At 70.6% G+C, this 20,094-nt stretch carries 17 protein-coding genes; 13 read left to right on the forward strand and 4 right to left on the reverse strand.

Annotated elements, in window-relative coordinates:
* Nucleotides 1–10 precede the first annotated feature (10 nt).
* The 8 genes from ITJ60_RS02075 (at nucleotide 11) to ITJ60_RS02110 (ending at nucleotide 11,261) form a co-directional block, all read left to right on the forward strand.
* Nucleotides 11–817, forward strand: a complete 807-nt coding sequence (locus ITJ60_RS02075; RefSeq protein ID WP_323749097.1) for a carbohydrate ABC transporter permease — start codon at nucleotides 11–13, stop codon at nucleotides 815–817.
* 121 nt (nucleotides 818–938) lie between these two features.
* Nucleotides 939–3,266, forward strand: a complete 2,328-nt coding sequence (locus ITJ60_RS02080) for an alpha-L-rhamnosidase (RefSeq protein ID WP_194646605.1) — start codon at nucleotides 939–941, stop codon at nucleotides 3,264–3,266.
* 310 nt (nucleotides 3,267–3,576) lie between these two features.
* A complete protein-coding gene (rhaI, locus tag ITJ60_RS02085) occupies nucleotides 3,577–4,749 on the forward strand; it encodes an L-rhamnose isomerase (RefSeq protein ID WP_194646607.1) in 1,173 nt (390 codons plus the stop codon).
* A gap of 4 nt (nucleotides 4,750–4,753) precedes the next feature.
* On the forward strand, nucleotides 4,754–6,856 hold the full coding sequence (locus ITJ60_RS02090) for a bifunctional aldolase/short-chain dehydrogenase (RefSeq protein ID WP_194646609.1): 2,103 nt from the start codon (nucleotides 4,754–4,756) through the stop codon (nucleotides 6,854–6,856).
* A gap of 21 nt (nucleotides 6,857–6,877) precedes the next feature.
* The gene (locus tag ITJ60_RS02095; RefSeq protein ID WP_194646611.1) at nucleotides 6,878–8,353 is read left to right on the forward strand and encodes a rhamnulokinase; all 1,476 of its coding nucleotides are present in this window, start codon (nucleotides 6,878–6,880) and stop codon (nucleotides 8,351–8,353) included.
* 128 nt (nucleotides 8,354–8,481) lie between these two features.
* Nucleotides 8,482–9,675: an alpha-hydroxy acid oxidase gene (locus tag ITJ60_RS02100; protein WP_228509776.1), complete on the forward strand. Its 1,194-nt coding sequence runs from the start codon at nucleotides 8,482–8,484 to the stop codon at nucleotides 9,673–9,675.
* Between the two features lie 343 nt (nucleotides 9,676–10,018).
* Nucleotides 10,019–10,960 (forward strand): glycoside hydrolase family 16 protein, encoded by a 942-nt coding sequence (locus ITJ60_RS02105; protein WP_194646615.1) that lies wholly within the window; start codon nucleotides 10,019–10,021, stop codon nucleotides 10,958–10,960.
* A 97-nt stretch (nucleotides 10,961–11,057) separates the two neighbouring features.
* Nucleotides 11,058–11,261, forward strand: coding sequence for a hypothetical protein (locus tag ITJ60_RS02110; RefSeq protein WP_123291968.1), 204 nt, complete (start codon nucleotides 11,058–11,060; stop codon nucleotides 11,259–11,261).
* A 7-nt stretch (nucleotides 11,262–11,268) separates the two neighbouring features.
* Here ITJ60_RS02110 and ITJ60_RS02115 read toward each other — a convergent pair whose 3' ends face one another.
* The 3 genes from ITJ60_RS02115 to ITJ60_RS02125 all read right to left on the reverse strand — a co-directional run bounded on the left by ITJ60_RS02115 (nucleotide 11,269) and on the right by ITJ60_RS02125 (nucleotide 13,033).
* Entirely contained in the window at nucleotides 11,269–11,883 is a 615-nt protein-coding gene (locus ITJ60_RS02115) for a class I SAM-dependent methyltransferase (protein ID WP_194646617.1), read from the reverse strand.
* Nucleotides 11,880–12,416 carry a hypothetical protein gene (locus tag ITJ60_RS02120; protein ID WP_194646619.1) on the reverse strand — a complete coding sequence of 179 codons (537 nt, stop codon included), beginning with the start codon at nucleotides 12,414–12,416 and terminating at the stop codon, nucleotides 11,880–11,882. The genes ITJ60_RS02115 and ITJ60_RS02120 overlap by 4 nt, the downstream gene beginning before the upstream one ends.
* 83 nt (nucleotides 12,417–12,499) lie before the next feature.
* Entirely contained in the window at nucleotides 12,500–13,033 is a 534-nt protein-coding gene (locus ITJ60_RS02125) for a hypothetical protein (RefSeq protein WP_194646620.1), read from the reverse strand.
* A gap of 57 nt (nucleotides 13,034–13,090) precedes the next feature.
* Between ITJ60_RS02125 and ITJ60_RS02130 the strand changes: the two genes are divergently transcribed.
* Entirely contained in the window at nucleotides 13,091–13,804 is a 714-nt protein-coding gene (locus tag ITJ60_RS02130) for an NUDIX hydrolase (RefSeq protein ID WP_194646630.1), read from the forward strand.
* Here the strand turns inward: ITJ60_RS02130 and ITJ60_RS02135 are convergent.
* Nucleotides 13,710–14,966: an ROK family protein gene (locus tag ITJ60_RS02135; protein WP_194646632.1), complete on the reverse strand. Its 1,257-nt coding sequence runs from the start codon at nucleotides 14,964–14,966 to the stop codon at nucleotides 13,710–13,712. The genes ITJ60_RS02130 and ITJ60_RS02135 overlap by 95 nt on opposite strands.
* A 132-nt stretch (nucleotides 14,967–15,098) precedes the next feature.
* Between ITJ60_RS02135 and ITJ60_RS02140 the strand changes: the two genes are divergently transcribed.
* From ITJ60_RS02140 to ITJ60_RS02155, 4 genes are all read left to right on the forward strand, one after another.
* Nucleotides 15,099–16,397 carry an ABC transporter substrate-binding protein gene (locus ITJ60_RS02140; protein WP_194646641.1) on the forward strand — a complete coding sequence of 433 codons (1,299 nt, stop codon included), beginning with the start codon at nucleotides 15,099–15,101 and terminating at the stop codon, nucleotides 16,395–16,397.
* Between the two features lie 11 nt (nucleotides 16,398–16,408).
* Nucleotides 16,409–17,356 (forward strand): carbohydrate ABC transporter permease, encoded by a 948-nt coding sequence (locus ITJ60_RS02145; RefSeq protein ID WP_194646643.1) that lies wholly within the window; start codon nucleotides 16,409–16,411, stop codon nucleotides 17,354–17,356.
* Nucleotides 17,356–18,261, forward strand: a complete 906-nt coding sequence (locus ITJ60_RS02150; RefSeq protein ID WP_194646645.1) for a carbohydrate ABC transporter permease — start codon at nucleotides 17,356–17,358, stop codon at nucleotides 18,259–18,261. The genes ITJ60_RS02145 and ITJ60_RS02150 overlap by 1 nt, the downstream gene beginning before the upstream one ends.
* 68 nt (nucleotides 18,262–18,329) lie before the next feature.
* A complete protein-coding gene (locus ITJ60_RS02155; RefSeq protein WP_194647069.1) occupies nucleotides 18,330–19,991 on the forward strand; it encodes a glycoside hydrolase family 13 protein in 1,662 nt (553 codons plus the stop codon).
* Nucleotides 19,992–20,094 lie beyond the last annotated feature (103 nt).

Here is a 20,094-nt window from a genome sequence, read left to right on the forward strand (position 1 = left end):
CCGCCGGTGGATCATCGGCTCGATCGCCATCGTCGTCAGCTTCGTGGTGTTCCTGGTGCCGTTCGTCTTCGTCCTGCTGCAGGCCATGAAGAACCCGGCCGAGGCGAACCAGCTCGGCTTCAGCCTGCCGACCGAGTGGCAGCTCTGGCAGAACCTGCAGGCCGTGTTCGGATCCGGTGACGGCGTGATCGTCCGCGCGTTCCTGAACAGCGCGGTCCTGACCGTCGGCAGCGTGCTCGTGATGGTCGTGTTCTCCGCGATGGTCGGGTACGTGCTGCAGCGTCGTCCGAGCAAGTGGAACGGCGTGATCAACTTCTTCGTCCTGGCGGGCCTCATCGTCCCGCCGGCGATCGTCCCGACGATCTGGGTGCTGCAGGGGCTCAACCTGTTCAAGACCATGGGCGGGATGATCCTCATCGAGGCGACCTTCGGCCTGTCGTTCTGCATCCTGCTCTTCCGCGCGTTCGTGGCGACGATCCCGAAGGAGCTCGACGAGGCAGCCGTCCTCGACGGTGCCGGACCGATCCGTCTCTTCTTCGGCGTCGTGCTGCCGCTGCTCAAGCCGGTCATCATCACGGTCGTGCTCGTGCAGTCCGTCACGGTGTTCAACGACTTCACGAACCCGCTGTACTTCCTGCCGGGGTCCGAGAACGCCACGGTGCAGCAGACGCTCTACGCGTTCCAGAGCCAGTCGGTCAGCCAGCTCAACCTGCTGTTCACCGACGTGCTGCTCATCACGATCCCGCCGCTCATCCTCTACATCTTCTTCAACCGACAGATCGTCGCCGGCATGACCAGCGGCGCCGTCAAGGGCTGACGCCCGACCCCGGCCTGGAGGCGCGGCTCGCCTCCTCCGGTCGTCCCACCTCGACGGGACGGCCGGGCCCACGACCCCCGCACCGGTCGACGACGACCGGTCGCGTGAAAGGACACACCACATGACCGCCTGGACAGCACCGTTCATCACGAGCGACGCCGACCTCGGGAGCGCACCGATCCTGCGCCGCGAGTTCACCCTCGACGACGGCCACGGCGCCGTCACGAGCGCGACCCTCGACGTCAGCGCCCTCGGCGTCGTCGAGGCGTGGCTCGGTGGCGAACGCGTCTCCGACCACCTGCTCGAACCGGGGTGGACGAGCTACGAGTGGCGCATCCGCGTCGTCTCGCACGATGTCACGCCACACCTGACCGAGACGCCCGCGGGTGGCGCCGCCGTGCTCGCACTCGTGCTCGGCAAGGGCTGGGCCGCCGGTCGGCTCGCCTGGGGTGGTGGCGGCGGCTGGTACGCCGACGAGCCCGCCGGGTTCGCCGAGCTCCGCATCACCTTCGCCGACGGCCACGAACAGCTCGTCGCCACCGACACGGACTGGCAGGCCCTGTCCAGCGCGATCACCGCCGACCAGCTGTACGACGGCGAGGACATCGACGCCCGGCTCCGCGACGGCTCCTTCCTGACGCCCGGCGAGGTCACCACACCGAGCATCGACGGCCACGAGGGACGCACCAGCGCCGTGCGCACCGTCGACATCGGCGAGCGCGAACTCGTCGCCGACACCGTGCCGCCGGTCCGGCCCCTCGCCGAGATCGCCCCCGTCGAGGTCTGGACGAGTCCGTCCGGCGCGACGCTGATCGACTTCGGCGTGAACCTGGTCGGCTGGCTCCGCCTGACCGCGAGCGGGCCCGCCGGCACCGTCCTGACCCTGAAGCACGCCGAGGTGCTCGAACACGACGAGCTCGGCACCCGCCCGCTGCGCACCGCGAAGGCGACGGACCACTTCACCCTGAGCGGCAGCGGCGTGGACGGTTCCGGCACCCCGGACGTGTTCGAGCCCCGCTTCACCTTCCACGGCTTCCGGTACGCCCAGGTCGACGGGTGGACCGGCACGCTCGACGAACTCCGATCGGCCGTCACCGCGGTGCAGGTCGGCTCCGACCTGACCCGGACGGGCACGTTCGAGTCCAGCCACGAGCTGCTCAACACGTTCCACGACAACGTCATCCGGGGCATGCAGGGCAACTTCCTGAGCGTCCCGACCGACTGCCCGCAGCGTGACGAGCGCCTCGGCTGGACGGGCGACATCGCGGCGTTCGCGCCGACGGCGTCCTACCTGTTCGACACCCGCGCGTTCCTGGGCGACTGGCTCCGCGACGTGTGGCTCGAGCAGCAGCACGCCGACGGTGTCATCCCGTTCGTGGTGCCGGACGTGCTCAAGTACTCCCCCGCCGAGGACTTCGGCACCCCCGACGCCACCGCCATCTGGTCGGACGCCGGCGTCTGGGTGCCGTGGACCCTGTACCAGGCCTACGGCGACACCGCGGTGCTCGAGGAGCAGCTCGACTCGATGACGGCGCACCTCCGCCGGATCAAGGGCCACCTGTCCCCCGAGGGCCTGTGGGACACCGTCTTCCAGTTCGGCGACTGGCTCGACCCGGACGCCCCGCCGGAGGACGCGGCCAAGGCGAAGGCCGACCCGGGCGTCGTCGCGACGGCGTGCGCGTACCGCAGCGCGACCCTGGTGGCGCAGGCGGCGCGGTTGACGGGCCACGAGGCGGAGGCGACGGAAGCCGAGGAGCTCGCCACGGGCCTCCAGGCCGCGTTCCGTCAGCACTACGTGACCGACGGCCGCATCCGGAGCGACTGCACCACCGTCTACGCGCTCGCGATCGTGTTCGGCATCCTCGACGAGGACGACGAGCGCCGTGCGGGCGACCGCCTGGCGGAGCTGGCCGAGCAGTCCGGGTACCGGATCTCGACGGGCTTCGCGGGTACGCCGTTCATCACCGACGCGCTGACGCAGACCGGCCACCTCGACGACGCGTACCGGCTGCTGCTGCAGACGGAGTGCCCGTCGTGGCTGTACCCGGTGACGATGGGTGCGACGACGGTCTGGGAGCGTTGGGACTCGATGCTGCCGGACGGCACCATCAACCCGGGTGAGATGACCTCGTTCAACCACTACGCACTCGGTGCCGTGGCGGACTGGATGCACCGGGTGGTCGGCGGTCTGTCGGCGCTCGAGCCGGGGTACTCCTCCGTGCTCATCGCGCCCCAGCCGGGCGGCGGTCTGACGTGGGCGTCGACGTCGCTCGACTCCGTGCACGGGCACATCGCGGTGCGGTGGGAGCTCGTCGACGGCGAGCTGCTCGTGCGCGCGGTGGTGCCCGAGGGCGTCACCGCAGTGGTGCGCCTGCCGGGTGCTGCGGAGCAGCGGCTCGGCGCCGGCTCGCACGAGCTGCGCGCGCCGGCTGCGGTCCCCGCGGCGTAGCGCGGGGGCGGAAGATGGGCCGGTCACGGTGGGCGCGTGGGACGCCTGACGGCGCTCGCCCGGCGTCGCGCCCCCGGGCGGTCTTCGCGCCCCGACTCTTCGGGGCGCGAAGACCGCAACGGGGCGCGCAGCCCGCGCCCGTCCCGCGCCCGTCCCGTCCCGCGCCCCCGTGCGCGCTTCGCGCCCCGACTCTCCGGGGCGCGAAGACCGCAACGGGGTGCGCGACGCAGCACCACCCCACACGGTTGCGGCAGCCCGCCGCGACCCGTACTGTATGAAACGATTCAATCGCACACGAGGAAGTGACACGATGACATCGACCCCGACCTTCACCGGCATCGCCGACCAGCTCGCTCGACAGCAGATCGAGCTGCCCAGCTGGGCCTTCGGCAACTCCGGCACCCGCTTCAAGGTGTTCAGCACGCCCGGCACCCCGCGCGACCCGTACGAGAAGATCGCCGACGCCGCCCAGGTGCACGAGTACACGGGGCTCGCACCGACCGTGGCACTGCACATCCCGTGGGACCTCGTCGACGACTTCAGCGCCCTCAAGCGGCACGCCGAAGAGCACGGCGTCTCCCTGGGCACCGTGAACTCGAACACGTTCCAGGACGACGACTACAAGTTCGGCGCCCTGACCCACGTCGACGAGACGATCCGGCAGAAGGCGATCGACCACCACCTGCGCTGCATCGACGTGATGGACGCCACCGGCAGCCGGGACCTCAAGATCTGGCTGGCCGAGGGCTCGAACTACCCGGGGCAAGAGGACATGCGCTCCCGCCAGGACCGCCTGCACGAGTCGCTCAGCACGATCTACGACCGCCTCGGTGCCGACCAGCGCCTGGTGCTCGAGTACAAGTTCTTCGAGCCGTCGTTCTACCACACCGACGTGCCGGACTGGGGCACGAGCTACGTGCAGACGGCCGCGCTCGGCGACAAGGCGATGGTCTGCCTCGACACCGGCCACCACGCCCCCGGCACGAACATCGAGTTCATCGTGATGCAGCTCCTGCGCCTCGGCAAGCTCGGCAGCTTCGACTTCAACTCGCGGTTCTACGCCGACGACGACCTGATCGTGGGCGCAGCGGACCCGTTCCAGCTGTTCCGCATCCTGGTCGAGGTCATCCGCGGCGGCGGCTACGACAACCACGACGTCGCGTTCATGCTCGACCAGTGCCACAACATCGAGGACAAGATCCCCGGTCAGATCCGCTCCGTGCTCAACGTGCAGGAAATGACGGCCCGGGCGCTGCTCCTCGACCGCGTGGCCCTGACCGCGGCGCAGGAGGCCCACGACGTCCTCGGCGCGAACGAGGTCTTCATGGACGCGTACCAGACCGACGTCCGGGCGGACCTCGCCGCGTGGCGGGAATCACGCGGCCTGCCGGCGAACCCGATGCGCGCGTACCTCGACTCCGGGTACCAGCAGTCGATCGCCGAGGACCGCGTCGGCGGCGTCCAGGCCGGTTGGGGCGCGTAGACAGATGACGATCAACGACCTGGAGGCACGGGTGGACCCCGCAACGCACGGCACCGACGCGGACACGACGATCAGTGCCCTCATCGCACGTTCCAACGCGCTCGGCTCGGATCCGCGGATCACGAACTACGCCGGTGGGAACACCTCGGCGAAGGGCACCGACACCGACCCCGTCACGGGCGAACCGGTCGAGCTGCTCTGGGTGAAGGGCTCCGGGGGCGACCTCGGCACCCTCACCCCGGCGGGCCTCGCGGTCCTCCGCGTCGACCGCGTCCGTGCACTCCAGGACATGTACGCATCAGACACAGGCCCGGGGGTGGAGCGCGAGGGCGAGATGGTCGCCGCGTTCGACTACACGCTGCACGGCAAGGGCGGTGCAGCGCCGTCGATCGACACGGCGATGCACGCCCTCGTCGACGCCGCGCACGTCGACCACCTGCACCCGGACGCCGGCATCGCCATCGCGACGGCGGCGGACGGACCGGCCCTGACGTCGACGATCTTCGGCGACACGGTGGTGTGGGTGCCGTGGCGCCGACCCGGGTTCCAGCTCGGGCTCGACATCGCCGCGATCAAGCGGGACAACCCGCAGGCGATCGGCACGATCCTCGGTGGTCACGGGATCACGGCCTGGGGCGAGACGAGCGAGGAGGCCGAGGCGAACTCGCGCTGGATCATCGACACCGCCGAGCAGTACATCGCGGAACACGGGAAGGCCGACCCGTTCGGCGGGACCCGAGCAGGCTTCGAGGCGCTGCCGACCGATGAACGCCACGCCCGCGCCGCCACCCTCGCCCCGACGATCCGCGGCATCGCTAGCCACGACAAGCCGGTGGTGGGTCGCTTCACCGACTCGGACGTCGTGCTGGACTTCCTCGCGAGCGAGCGCGCCGAAGAACTCGCGGCCCTCGGCACCAGCTGCCCGGACCACTTCCTGCGGACCAAGGTGAAGCCGCTCATCCTCGACCTGCCCGCTTCGGCGAGCATCGACGACACCATCGAGCGGCTGCGGACGCTGCACCAGCAGTACCGCGAGGACTACCAGGCCTACTACGACCGTCACGCCGACGAGACGAGCCCCGCGATCCGCGGCGCCGACCCCCTCATCGTGCTGGTGCCCGGCGTCGGCATGTTCTCGTACGGCAAGGACGCCCAGACCGCCCGCGTCGCCGGGGAGTTCTACGTCAACGCGATCAACGTCATGCGCGGCGCCGAGTCGCTGAGCACCTACGACCCCATCGACGAGGCCGAGAAGTTCCGCATCGAGTACTGGGCCCTCGAAGAGGCGAAGCTGCAGCGGATGCCGGCCCCCAAGAAGCTCGCCACCCGCATCGCCCTGGTCACCGGCGCCGCCAGCGGCATCGGCAAGGCGATCGCGAAGCGCCTGGCCGCCGAGGGCGCCGCGGTCGTCATCGCCGACCTCGACCTGACGAAGGCGCAGGAAGCCGCAGCCGAGATCGGTGGCCCGGACCAGGCGATCGGCGTCGCGGCGAACGTGACGGACGCCGGCGCGATCGACCAAGCGGTCCAGCAGACGCTGCTGCACTTCGGCGGCCTCGACCTCGTCGTCAACAACGCCGGACTGTCGCTCAGCAAGAGCCTGCTCGAGACCACCGAACAGGACTGGGACCTGCAGCACGACGTCATGGCGAAGGGGTCGTTCCTGGTGTCCAAGGCGGCGGCGAAGGTCCTCATCGAGCAGGGCCTCGGCGGCGACATCGTGTACATCTCGTCGAAGAACTCGGTGTTCGCCGGTCCGAACAACATCGCCTACTCGGCGACCAAGGCCGACCAGGCGCACCAGGTCCGGTTGTTGGCGGCGGAGCTCGGCGAACACGGGGTCCGCGTCAACGGGATCAACCCCGACGGCGTCGTCCGCGGCTCCGGCATCTTCGCGTCCGGTTGGGGTGCGAACCGTGCGAAGACCTACGGCATCGAGGAGCAGGACCTCGGCGCGTTCTACGCCCAGCGCACGATCCTCAAGCGCGAGGTCGTGCCGGAGAACGTCGCGAACGCCGTCTACGCCATCTGCACCGACGACTTCTCGCACACGACCGGGTTGCACGTGCCCGTCGACGCGGGCGTCGCCGCGGCGTTCCTCCGCTGATGTCCCACGAGAGGTAGCGACATGACGAACAGCGGCACCGTCGCCGCCGTCGACCTCGGGGCCACCAGCGGCCGGGTGATCCTCGGGCACGTCGACACCGACGGCGTCCGGATGGAGCACGTCGCCCGGTTCCCGAACGGCCCCGTGACCCTGCACGAGCACGACCACGAGGCCCTGCACTGGGACGTCGTCGAGCTCCACCGACAGGTGACCGACGGTCTCCGTCAGGCGTTCGCCACGCACCCGGCGATCGTCAGCATCGGCATCGACTCGTGGGCGGTCGACTACGGCCTGCTGCGCGACGGTCGGCTGCTCGGCCTGCCGTACCACTACCGCGACGAGCGGCACGAGGGCGGCGTCGACCGTGTGCACCCACGGATGGACGCTGCCGAGCTCTACGCCCGGAACGGTCTGCAGCACCTGGCCTTCAACACGGTGTTCCAGTTCGCGGCCGACCCGTCGCTGCAGCTCGCGCAGCGGGCGCTGCTCATCCCCGACCTGCTCGGCTACTGGCTCACCGGTGTCGAGGCGGCCGAGCGCACGAACGCGTCGACGACCGGTGTCCTGAACGCGACGACCCGCGGGTGGGACCCGGCGTTGCGGGCTGCTGCGGGCCTCCCGGCCGGCCTCCTTCCCACCCTGCGTGACCCGGGCGACCGACTCGGGCCCCTGCTGCCGTCCGTCGCCGACGCCGTCGGCGGGCAGGCACCCGTCACGCTCGTCGGCTCGCACGACACGGCCTCCGCTGTCGTCGCGGTCCCCGCGACCGAACCGGACTTCGCGTACATCTCCTCCGGTACCTGGTCGCTCGTCGGCGTCGAGCTCGACGCGCCCGTCCTGTCGGACGCGGCGCGCGACGCGAACTGCACGAACGAGGGCGGGGTCGACGGCCGCGTCCGGTTCCTGAAGAACGTGTCCGGACTGTGGTTGCTGTCCGAGAGCGTCCGCACCTGGGAGCGTGACGGCGCTTCGCTCGACCTGGAGGCCCTGCTCGCCTCCGCCGCGGCCGTCACGGCCCCGGTCCCTGTCTTCGACCCCGCCGACGAGTCGTTCACGGCGCCTGGCGACATGCCCGCGCGCATCGCCGCCTGGTGCGGCGACCACGGGCTGAGCGCGCCCGCGTCGCGGGCCGAGTTCGTACGCTCGATCCTCGAGTCACTGGCCGCCGCGTACGCGGAGACACTTGCGACGATCAGCACCATCACGGGCAAAGACGTCCGACAGGTGCACATCGTTGGCGGCGGATCGCAGAACCGACTGCTCTGCCAGCTGACGGCCGACCGCACCGGGGTGCCCGTCCTGGCCGGGCCCGTCGAGGCGACAGCGCTCGGCAACATCCTGGTGCAGGCGCGGGCAGCCGGACTCGGCGGCCTGCGCAGCGCATCGCTCGAGGCCCTGCGCGCAACGATCGCCCGCACCGTCGAGCCCGTCCGGTACACCCCGCGGGCCGATCACACCTCCCCACAATCCGCTCCGAGACGTAGGATGTCTGTATGACCTCGATCGACGACCAGCACCGAGTCGGCCCCGCAACGGGGGCTCCGGCAGCGACCCCCGGGGCGCCGTCGACCCGGCGGACACCGATCAAGCGGCAGCTGCCGACGGTGCGTGACCTCGCGCCGCTCATGCAGTTCAAGAAGCCTTCGCTGCCCGGTCGGCGTCAGCGCCTCGAACAGGCCCTGACGATCTGGGACCTGCGCGACATCGCCGCCCGCCGCACGCCGAAGGCCGCGTTCGACTACACCGAGGGCGCCGCCGAGGCCGAGATCTCGCTCGCCCGCGCCCGCCAGGCGTTCGAGGACATCGAGTTCACACCCGCAATCCTGCGTGACGTGTCGTCCGTGGACACGTCGCGTTCGGTGTTGGGCGCGCCGGTCGCGTACCCGTTCGGCATTGCCCCCACCGGGTTCACGCGCATGATGCAGACCGAGGGCGAGCGCGCCGGGGCCCGGGCGGCCGGTCGTGCGGGCATCCCGTTCTCGCTCTCCACCATGGGCACCACGGCGATCGAAGACGTCCGCGACGCCAACCCGAACGGCCGCAACTGGTTCCAGCTGTACATGTGGAAGGACCGCGAGAAGTCGATGGCGCTGGTCTCCCGCGCCGAGAAGGCCGGGTTCGACACACTGCTCGTCACCGTGGACGTGCCCGTCGCCGGCGCGCGCCTGCGTGACAAGCGCAACGGCTTCTCGATCCCGCCGCAGCTCAGCGCCCGGACCGTGCTGAACGCCATCCCGCGGCCGTGGTGGTGGTTCGACTTCCTGACCACCGAGCCACTGGCGTTCGCGTCGCTCGACCGGTGGTCCGGCACCGTCGGGGAGCTCCTCGACCACATGTTCGACCCCACCGTCACCTACGAGGACCTCGCCTGGATCCGCGACCAGTGGAAGGGCAAGGTCGTCGTCAAGGGCGTGCAGTCCCTGGCCGACGCCCGTCGCCTGGCGGAGATGGGCGTCGACGGGATCACGCTGTCGAACCACGGCGGACGCCAGCTCGACCGCGCACCCGTGCCGTTCCACCTGCTGCCCTCCGTGGTCAAGGAGGTCGGCATGGACACCGAGGTGCACCTCGACACCGGCATCATGACGGGCGCGGACATCGTCGCCGCCGTGGCGCTCGGTGCGAAGTTCACGATGGTCGGCCGGGCGTACCTGTACGGGCTGATGGCGGGCGGCGAGGCCGGCGTCGACCGGATGATCCAGATCCTGTCGGAGCAGATCGAGCGCACGATGCGGCTGCTCGGGGTCACGTCGCTCGACGAGCTCGAGCCTGGGCACGTGACGCAGCTGCAGCGGTTGCAGCCGGTGCCGCGCGGCTGAGGCTGCGGGCTGGCCCGAGACTCGGGGTGGGCGACGGTTCCCGCGGCTTCGGCCGCGAGCCCGGTCGCCCATCCCGAGTCTCGTGTGCCCGCCGTTCACCGCGCGTTCGAGTGCCGATTCGGGCGATTACCCCCGAACGGGGCACAAATGATGCAAGATGTCCGTGGACGCGTCACCGAACCCCTCGGCATCCTGCCCCCTGGCGCGCCGTCCCCTCCCCGCATCCTGCGCCCGAGCACCACGAGGAGCCCGACATCTCGACCCGAAGCACGTGCACGCCCATGCGCGGCACGACCCCCGCGACCACCACCCCCATCACCTCCTCCACCGAACGGCACACCCGATGAGCCGCCGTCGCGCGATCCTGGCGGCAGCGACCGCCGGGTGCCTGGCACTCGGAGTCCCCACCGCCTCCGCCGCCTCCGCTGACAGCTGGTGGGGCTGGGGCGGACACCGCCACGGGCAGCACGCCCCGGTGACCCCCACTCCCGCCCCCTCGGACACTGCGACCCCGGCCCCCTCGGACGACGAGGAGTCGGACGCGACGCCGACGGAGACGCCCGCGCCGACCGCCGAGGCCGCACCGATCGAGGACACCACCCCGACCGAAGCCGCGGAGCCGGAGGCCTCGGCCGAACCGCAGAACGAGGTCGCCGACACCTCCGCTGCGCCGGCCGCCTCGTTCGTCGAGGACTTCACCACCGACGCCGTCACCGGCCTCGTCTCGCGGCTCTACCCGCAGTCGTGGCAGCCCTACCCCGACGGCACCTCCGGCATCTACGCGCCGAGCAAGACCGTCTCGGTGCACGACGGCGTCATGGACGTCGCCCTCGGCACCGGAGCGGGGGCGGCCGGCACGTTCGGCTCCTCCGCCGGAGCCTGGGACCACGTCGGCGGCTCGTTCTCCGTCCGCGCCAAGGCCACCGGTGGCGACGGCAACGGCGCGGCGTTCATGCTGTGGCCGACGTCGGGCACCTGGTCCGACGGCGAGATCGACTTCCCCGAGGGCAACTTCGAGGACAGCCCGTCGGCCTTCCACCACTCGATGACCCCGGGCAAGGAAGCCGACCGCGTCCAGATCGGCACCGGCGTCTCGTGGCGCGACTGGCACACCTACACGGTCGACTGGGTGCCCGGAGAGTCGGTCACCTACAGCGTCGACGGCAAGGTCCTCGACACGATCACCCACGACGTGCCGACGACCCCGCACCGCTTCATGTTCCAGGTCGGCAACTGGGGCGAGCAGGGCAACCTGCTCATCGACTGGGTCTCCACCACGGAGTGAGCGTTCGGCCCACTGAGTGAGCAGAAGACGTCGGGTCCCCCACGGGTACCCGACGTCTTCTGCTCACTCGGTGACTGTGCCGCGGTACGTTCGGGCGATGGACGTCGTCAGCGCGAAGGTACTCGGAACGCTCGCACTGCTGGGCGGCGCGGTCTTCGTCGTGACCTCGGTCGTGCGGATTGTGCGAGCGGACTCCGACGTCGCGCTCATCCTGCTGAATGCGCTGTACGGGATCCTGCTGCTCATCGTGGGCGTGATGTTGTGGCGGTTCGCGCGTCGATCGGCGAAGCGCGACCGCTAGTCGTGCGTCAGCGCGGGCGGCGCCACGTGATCACGTACCGCCACAGCGGGCGTCGGCGGTACTCGGAGCCCATCAGGACTGCTCGCGCGATGTGCTGGACCTCGGCGTACGAGTGCGGTGGTGGCCAGCACGTCGGCGCGGAGTGCTCCCAGTAGCCGCGCCGCCATGAGAACCAACGATGCTGCGCGACACCAGCCAACCCGAGGACGTGATCACGCAGCCGGGTGGGCTTCGCGAGTCCGACGACCACCAGGGTGCCGCCTGGCGCCGTGAGGTCTGCGAGGCGAGCGAGCCCGGCTGACAGGTCCGGCAGGTGGTGCACCGTCGCGACCGAGGCCACCACGTCGAACTGCCGACCGAAGTCGTGTCCCATCACGTCACCGTGCAGCCACTGGATCCCGGTGTCGGCGTTCGCGGTGCGGGTGGCGCGCAGGACGTCCGCATCCATGTCGATCGCCGTGACGTCGCACCCCGCGTCGTACAGGTCACGGGCGAGCAGACCGTCGCCGGTCCCGACGTCCAGGGCGGTGTGCGCCCCCTCCGGCACGGCATCGAGCACCCGGGCGTGGAAGTGCGTGTTGTGGTTCCAGCGCCGCTCCGGATGCGGGACGTCCTGGGTCACGGGCTGCTGGACTGCCGGACGGTCCAGGTTCCGCGCAGGGTGGTCAGCAGGTGGTCGATGTTCCGCAGTGCCCGTCGGGTCTCCCAGACGGAGTACGCGCACATCCCCACGAACAGCACCAGCAGCAACCACCACCACGGGCTGATCACGAGTGCTGCCCAGATCGAGAACGCTGCGAACAGCACGCCCGCGATCGGGACGACCACCCGGTTGTTGCGGTACCGCCACCGGGTCGAGTCGAGCTCGCGTGCCCACACCACGGGATCGGCAGACTCCGGCAGGACGCCGGTCCGGACGGCGCGCTGGATGCCCACCGCCGTCTCAGTGCCGCCTGCTCGACGTCGTCGGATCGCGATCGCGATGCCGAACCCCGCGGTCGCGATCGTCGCGTACGCGATCGCACCGATCGCCCGCTCGAAAGGCGCGAAGTCATCGGAGCCGGTGAGGAGGCCCGTCGCGAACCACACCGACCACAGCACCACGAACAGGATGGGCAGCAGCGCCGGCAACGGCAGCCTTCGGAAGCGGTCCACGGTGTCCCCTCGTCGTGTTCGAGTCGTCCTCGGTTCTTCCACGATGCCGACGGCATCCGGGAGTCCGCTGGGTACTCGCGCTGCTACTGGCCGCTGCGCTCCCGCCGGCGGACCACGAGCGTGCCGATGCCCTGCACGACGAAGAACAGGCCGCTCGCGATGACCAGCACCGCTGTCAGGAGCCCGGCAACCGTTGCACCGTCGAACACGAGGGGCGCGACGCCCACGGCGACGAAGATCCCGCCCATCACGATGACCACGATCGGGTTCGGGGCGATGAAGAACCGGCGGCCACCGTTCGCTTCGGCGATGGCACGGTCGCGAGCCTGCGGGACGGCGTCCGGCGACCGACCCGCGATCCGGTCTGCACGGCGCCGCAGCGCTCGGAGGACGAGCCACACGACGAGGCCGATCACGATGCCACCGAGGAGCGCGGCCCACTCGGCCAGGCCGAGGAAACCGAGGACGACCCGCGCGAGGAAGCCGGCCACGATGCCGACGACCATCGCCGTGGTGGTCCGGTCGGTTCGACCGTCGACGCCCGTCACGTAGCCGGGGCGGCGGGCGTAGGGATCGTGCTCGTCGGCGGGTCTCTCGTCGACACGTTCGGTTGCCATGGGTCGAACCTACCGATCGCCGGACGACTCGTGGCCAACGCCTAGGGTGGGCGGGTGATGGACGACGGGCGCGCACGGGCGGCACTGGCGGGGGTCGCGGCGACCGGGTGGGGCGACGCCGAGCCGCTCGTCGAACCGGGCGGCACGGCCAGCCCGCGGCACGCCGCCGTCCTGATGCTCTTCGGCGCGCTCGACCGCACCCCGAGCGACCGCCCGGCCGTCGCCGCCGACGTCCCGCGTGAGCTGGACGTCCTGCTGCTCGCCCGTGCCACGACCCTGCGCGCGCACCCGGGCGAGGTCGCGTTCCCCGGTGGACGGATCGACCCGGGCGATGCCGACGCCGTTGCCGCAGCCCTCCGCGAAGCGCGTGAGGAGACCGGGCTCGACCCGACGGGCGTCGAGGTCCTCGGCACACTGCCCGCGGTGCCGCTGGCGTTCTCGAACCACCTGGTGCGCCCGGTGCTGGGGTGGTGGCGCGAGCCGTCCCCGATCCGGGTCGTCGACGAGCGCGAGTCGGCCGCGGTGTTCCGGGTCCCCGTGGCGGACCTTCTCGACCCGGCGAACCGCGGGGTCACGGTGATCCGACGCGGTGGTCAGGAGTGGCGCGGACCGGGCTTCACCGTCGATGCGGAGGACAGCGAGCACCCCGACGGCGGCGGCCACCTGGTGTGGGGGTTCACCGCGATGCTGCTGGATGCGCTGTTCGACCGGCTCGGGTGGACCGAGGACTGGGATCGGGAGCGGGAACTGCCGCTCGACCGTCGGTACTGATCCGGTCGACACCGCCCAGCGGGAACGACAGCGGGTCGGCACGGACCGCGTCCACCGCGTGGGCGACGGCCCCGATGACGACGACGTCGCCCCCGAGCGTCGACGCCACCAGGTCGGGCACGGGGTCGAAGTGCCAGCCGTCGAGCAGTGCGCGGGCACGGTCGATGACGGCGACCGCAGGCTGGGCGATCGCACCCGCAACCACCACGCGGTCGATGTCGAGCAGGCTGGCGAGCAGGACGCAGACGCGGGCCAGTCGGTCGCCGAGGCGGTCGACGATCGCCAGCGCCACGGTGTCGCCGTCCTGCGCTGCGCGGAACACGGCGGAGGCACCGGCGTCGCCTGCGAGCGGGCTGCCCGGCCGGACCTCGCCCGCGGCGACGGCCTCGGCGACCAGCGTCCGCGCCGTCGCGCCGATGCCGTCCGACGACCCGACCCCCTGGACGATGTCGAGCACGCGCATCTCCCCCGCGCCGCCGTGGGCACCGCGGAGCAGGACGCCGTCGACCACGAGGCCGCTGCCGAACCGCTCGCCGGAGAGCAGTGCGGCGAACGAGGCGTCCCCCGAGGACGGCCGCTCGGCGAGCGCGGCGAGGTTCGCGTCGTTCTCGACGACGACGCGGCCGTGCGGGACGGCGCCGGCGAAGCCCGGGTTCATCCGGTCCCAGAAGCCACCGTCACCCGGCGATGCGCCGCCGGCGTCGACCGGCGCGGGGATGCCGACGACGGTGACCAGGACGCGGGAACGATCGGCACCGGCGGCGGCGAGCGCGTCGTCCACGGTGTCGGCGAGGACTGCGAGCCGGACGGGGACCTCGAGTCCCGACTCACCGAGTGCCCCTTCGGCGCGACCGAGCACGGCGCCGCGCAGGTCGGCGACGATGGCGGTGACCCGGTGCTGTCCGGCGTCCACCCCGACGACGACCCCGGCGGCGGTGTCGAGTTCGTAGCGCCGGGCGGGCCGACCGATCCGGTACTCCCCGGCGGCACGGGCGTCGTCGAGCTCGTGGAGCCAGCCGAGCCGGACGAGTTCCTCGCACGCGGCCAGCACGGTCGAGCGGGTCAGCCCGGTGGCGTCGATGGCCTCGGTCGCGGTGAAGGCGCCAGCGTCGAAGGCGTGCGCGAGCAGTGTCTCGGCGCTCGTTCGACGGGGTGGCGGCATGCCGTGACCTTATCGCGCAACGAGTTCCTTGCGTAATTAGATTTTGTCGCTAGATTTAGTCTCGCAGTCGGCATCGGAGCCGATCGCAGGACGGAACGGCAGGGCTGCCGGGTCCGGACGGACGGAGACGACGTGCAACCACACGCCACGACCAGGACGGCGGCATCGGTGAGCCGACGCTCGTTCCTGCTCGGAGCCGGCGGCATCGGAGCGGGCCTCGCGCTCGCCGGGTGCGCCCCGATCGGGTCCTCGAGCGCCAAGCCGGAGACCATCACGTTCTACGTCTCGAAGCCCGAGGTCATCGGGTACTTCGACGGCGTCATCGCACAGTTCCACGACAGCCAGTCGAAGGTGCGGGTCGTCCGCGACTCGACCTCGAGCATGTCCGCGAACTTCGTCCGGAACCGGCCGCCGGACCTCGGCTGCTGGAACTACAACTTCTCGGTCGTGCCGTTCGTCGAGCACGGAGCCCTGACGGACCTCTCCGACCTGTCGCAGGCCGACACGATCAACCCGGACCTGTGGCCGCTCATGCAGCAGACCGCCGACTACCCGGGCCGCAAGAGCGCGCTGCCGTACTCGGTGACCGCCGCCTCGGTGATCTACAACAAGGCACTGTTCGCCGAGCAGGGACTCGAGGTGCCCACGACCTGGAGCGAGTTCGCCGACCTCTGCGAGCGCCTGCAGCAGGCCGGCATCGCCCCGATCTACGGGACGTTCAAGGACAACTGGACGATCGCGCAGGGCATGTTCGACTACACGGTCGGTGGTGCGATCGACACCCCGAAGACGTTCGACGCCCTGCGACGCGAGGGCACGAGCGTCGGCAAGGACTCGTCGGTCTCGTTCGAGAAGGACCTTCGGACGCCGATGGAACGCATGACCCAGCTGCGGGCGTGGCACCAGGACGGTGCCGCCAGCCGCGGGTACGGCGACGGCAACCTCGCGTTCGCACAGGGCAAGGCCGCGATGTACCTGCAGGGGCCGTGGGCGCTCGGCGAGATCGCCAAGACGAACAAGGACATGGACCTCGGCACCTTCCCGCTGCCCGTCACCGACGACGCCGCGGACAACAAGGTGCGGGTGAACGTCGACCTGGCGCTCTGGATCCCGGAGGCGTCCCGCAAGCAGGAGGCCGCCCGCGAGTTCCTGACGTTCCTGATGCAGTCGAAGGTCAACGACAAGTACAACGCCGACAACAACGGCTTCGGTGTCCGGAAGGACGCTCCCCCGGCGTCGAACCCGGCGCTGACCGGCATGCAGTCGTACTACGACGACGCCGCCTTCTACCTCGGTGCGTCGCAGCTCATCCCCGCCGAGATCCCGGTCGCGAACTACGCGCAGTCGATCGCCTTCGGAGGCGACCCGCAGCGCCAGCTCCGCACCCTCGACGCCGACTGGGCGCGTCTCGCGCTCCGCACGGCCGCGTAAGGAGACGTCCCATGGCAACCACGACCACCGAAGCCATCACGACGGCGGACCGCCGCCGACGTGGCGGAGCCGCCCCGGGCCTCCAGTCCGTCACCCACAAGCGGAAGCGGATCGAACCGCTCTTCCTCGCCTTCCTGCTCCCCACCCTGCTGCTCTTCACGCTCGCCATCACGCTGCCGGCCGTGATGGGCATCGTGCTCAGCTTCACGAACTCCGTCGGGTTCGGTGAGTTCCGCTTCATCGGGCTCACGAACTACGTCGCGGTGTTCTCCGACCCCGCGATCCTGCAGGCGTACCTGTTCACCCTCGGGTTCTCGCTCGTCACCGTGATCGTCGTCAACGCGGTCGCGTTCCTGCTCGCCATCGCGCTGACGTCGAAGATCCGCGGCAAGATCGCCCTCCGCGCGGTGTTCGTGCTGCCGATGGTCATCTCGGGCATCGTCATCGCGTACGTGTTCTCGTTCCTGTTCGCGAACAGCCTGCCGGCCCTGGCCGGTGCGATCGGCTTCGGTCCGCTCGAGCAGAGCATCCTGGCGAACCCCGACCTGGCGTGGATCGCCATCGTGATCGTCACCGCGTGGCAGGCGATCCCGTCGACGCTCCTCATCTACATCGCCGGGGTGCTGTCCATCCCCGGCGAGGTCTACGAGGCAGCTGCCCTCGACGGCGCGAGCGCCTGGCGTCAGCTGATCTCGATCACCGCGCCGCTGACGGCCGGCTACATCCTGATCAACCTGGTGATCGGGTTCAAGAACTTCCTGAACTCGTACGACATCATCGTCGGCCTGACCGACGGTGGCCCCGGCACCTCGACCACGAGCGTCGCGATGTCGATCTTCAAGGGCTTCAACGGCGGCGACTACGCCTACCAGATGGCCAACGCCACGATCTTCTTCATCATCGCGGTCGTCATCGCCGTGATCCAGCTGCGGGCGACCCGCGGGAAGGCAGCGCTCTGATGACCATCCAGACACCCCTCCGTCCGGGGACGACGAAGACGGGCAGCATCAGATCGGTCGACGCCGACCGGACCGCCGGCCGCCGGGGCGGCCGGTCCAACTGGCCCGTCACCGTCGTCCTCGTGCTCTGCGCGCTCTCGATCCTGGTGCCGCTCTACGTCACCCTGACGATGGCGTTCAAGACGACCGGCCAGGCCGTCGACGGCAACGCGTTCTCGCTGCCGGCTCCGTTCAGCATCGACGGCTTCGTGCAGGCGTGGGAGCTCACCGACTTCCCGCGGGCGTTCGGCGTCTCGGTGCTCGTCGCCGCGATCACCGTCGTCGGCACGATCCTGCTCGCGTCGTTCACCGCGTTCGCGATCGCCCGGAACTGGGACCGTCGGCTGTTCCGCTGGTCGTTCTTCTACCTGCTCGCCGCCATGTTCCTGCCGTTCCCGGTGCTCGCGCTGTCGCAGGTGAAGCTCACCGGGCTCGCCCACCTGGACAACCCGTTCGGCGTCGCGCTGCTGCACGTCATGTTCCAGCTGTCGTTCAGCGTGCTGCTCTTCACCGCGTTCCTGCGGTCGATCCCGGCCGAGCTCGAGGAGAGCGCCCGCATCGACGGCGCGAGCACGGGCCAGGTGTTCTGGCGGCTCGTGTTCCCGCTGCTGGCACCGATGAGCGCCACCGTCGGCATCTTCGCGTTCCTGGCGTCGTGGAACGACTTCGTGATGCCGTCACTGATCACCTCGGACCCGGCGTTGCAGACCCTGCCGGTGCTGCAGCAGATGTTCCAGACCCAGTTCAGCAACAACTACAACGTCTCGTTCGCCTCGTACCTGATGGCGATGGCCCCGGCGATCATCGTCTACCTCGTGACCCAGCGATGGGTGATGGCCGGTGTGACCCAGGGCGCCATCAAGTGAGCAAGACGACCGACCCGGCCAGCACGACCGACACCACCACGAACCCCACGAACCACGAAAGGCCCGTCGTGACCGACACCCTCGCCCAGCCCGCCACCACCAGCGCCGACGAGACCTGGTGGCGCCAGGCGAGCGTCTACCAGATCTACCCGCGGTCCTTCGCGGACGCGAACGGCGACGGCATCGGCGACCTGCCCGGCATCACCGAGCGCGTGCCGTACCTGGCGTCGCTCGGTGTCGAGGCCGTCTGGCTCAGCCCGTTCTACCCGTCCGCCCTCGCCGACGGCGGCTACGACGTCGACGACTACCGCGACGTCGACCCGAAGCTCGGCACGCTCGACGACTTCGACCGGATGGTCGAGGCGCTGCACGCCGCCGGCATCCGGGTGATCGTCGACGTCGTGCCGAACCACACGAGCGACCGGCACGAGTGGTTCCGCGAGGCGCTCGCCGCGCCGAAGGGCTCCCCCGCGCGCGACCGGTACGTCTTCCGCGACGGCACCGGACCGTCCGGCGAACAGGCGCCGGCCGACTGGATCTCGATCTTCGGCGGCCCGGCGTGGACCGCGGTCGGCGACGGCCAGTGGTACCTGCACTCCTTCGCCAAGGAGCAGCCCGACCTGAACTGGGCGAACCGCGAGGTCCGCGACGACTTCCTGCACACCTTGCGCTTCTGGTCGGACCGTGGCGTCGACGGTTTCCGCATCGACGTCGCCCACGGGCTCGCGAAGGACCTGCCGTCCGGAGCCCTGCCGACCTGGGCGGAGCTGGCCGAGATCCCGAAGGACGGCTCGCACCCGCTGTGGGACCGCGACGACGTCCACGAGATCTACGCCGAGTGGCGGACCGTGTTCAACGAGTACACGCCGGCGCGCACCGCGGTCGCCGAGGCCTGGGTGGCCGCCGACCGCCGCGCCCGGTACGCCAGCGCCGACGGTCTGGGGCAGGCGTTCAACTTCGACCTGCTCGAGGCCGACTTCGACGCCGGGTCGTTCAAGGAGATCATCGAGTTCAACCTCGGCCTGGCCGAGCAGTCCGGCTCGTCGACCACGTGGGTGTTCTCGAACCACGACGTCGTCCGGCACGCGACCCGCTACGCGCTGCCGGCGCGGAACGGCTCCCCCGACAAGCAGGGCGGCGCGTGGCTGCTCGCCGGCGGGTCGCAGGACGCGCTCGACCGCTCGCTGGGGCTGCGCCGCGCGCAGGCCGCGACCCTGCTCGAGCTCGCGCTGCCGGGCTCTGCCTACCTGTACCAGGGCGAGGAGCTCGGTCTGCACGAGGTCGGCGACATCCCCGATGCCGACCGCCAGGACCCCGCGTTCTTCCGGAACCCCGGCGTCGACGTCGGCCGCGACGGCTGCCGTGTCCCGATCCCGTGGACCCGGTCCGGCCCGTCGTTCGGCTTCGGCGACGGCTCCGCGCACCTGCCGCAGCCGGCGTGGTTCGCGGACGCCAGCGTCGAGGCCGAGGACACCGACCCCGACTCGACCCTGAACCTGTACCGGAAGGCCCTCGGACTGCGCGGCCAGCTGCAGTCCGCGGAGCACCTGGAGTGGCTCGAGACCGGCCGCGACGACGTGCTCGCGTTCCGACGCCCGAACGGCTGGACGAGCGTGACGGTGTTCGGTGACGAGCCCTACGAACTCCCCGCCGGCGAGCTGCTGCTCGCCTCGGCACCGGTGGCAGACGGTGCCCTCACGGGCGTGGGGACGGCCTGGTTGCGTTCCTGACGCAGGGTGCGCGTCGTGGACGCGACCAGGTGACGGACGGGAGGCTCGGTGCAGGCAGGCACCGTGCCTCCCGTCCGCCGTGGGGTCACCATCTCGGGCCGCG

The organism is Curtobacterium sp. VKM Ac-2884 (genome assembly GCF_015350945.1).
Lineage (GTDB): Bacteria > Actinomycetota > Actinomycetes > Actinomycetales > Microbacteriaceae > Curtobacterium.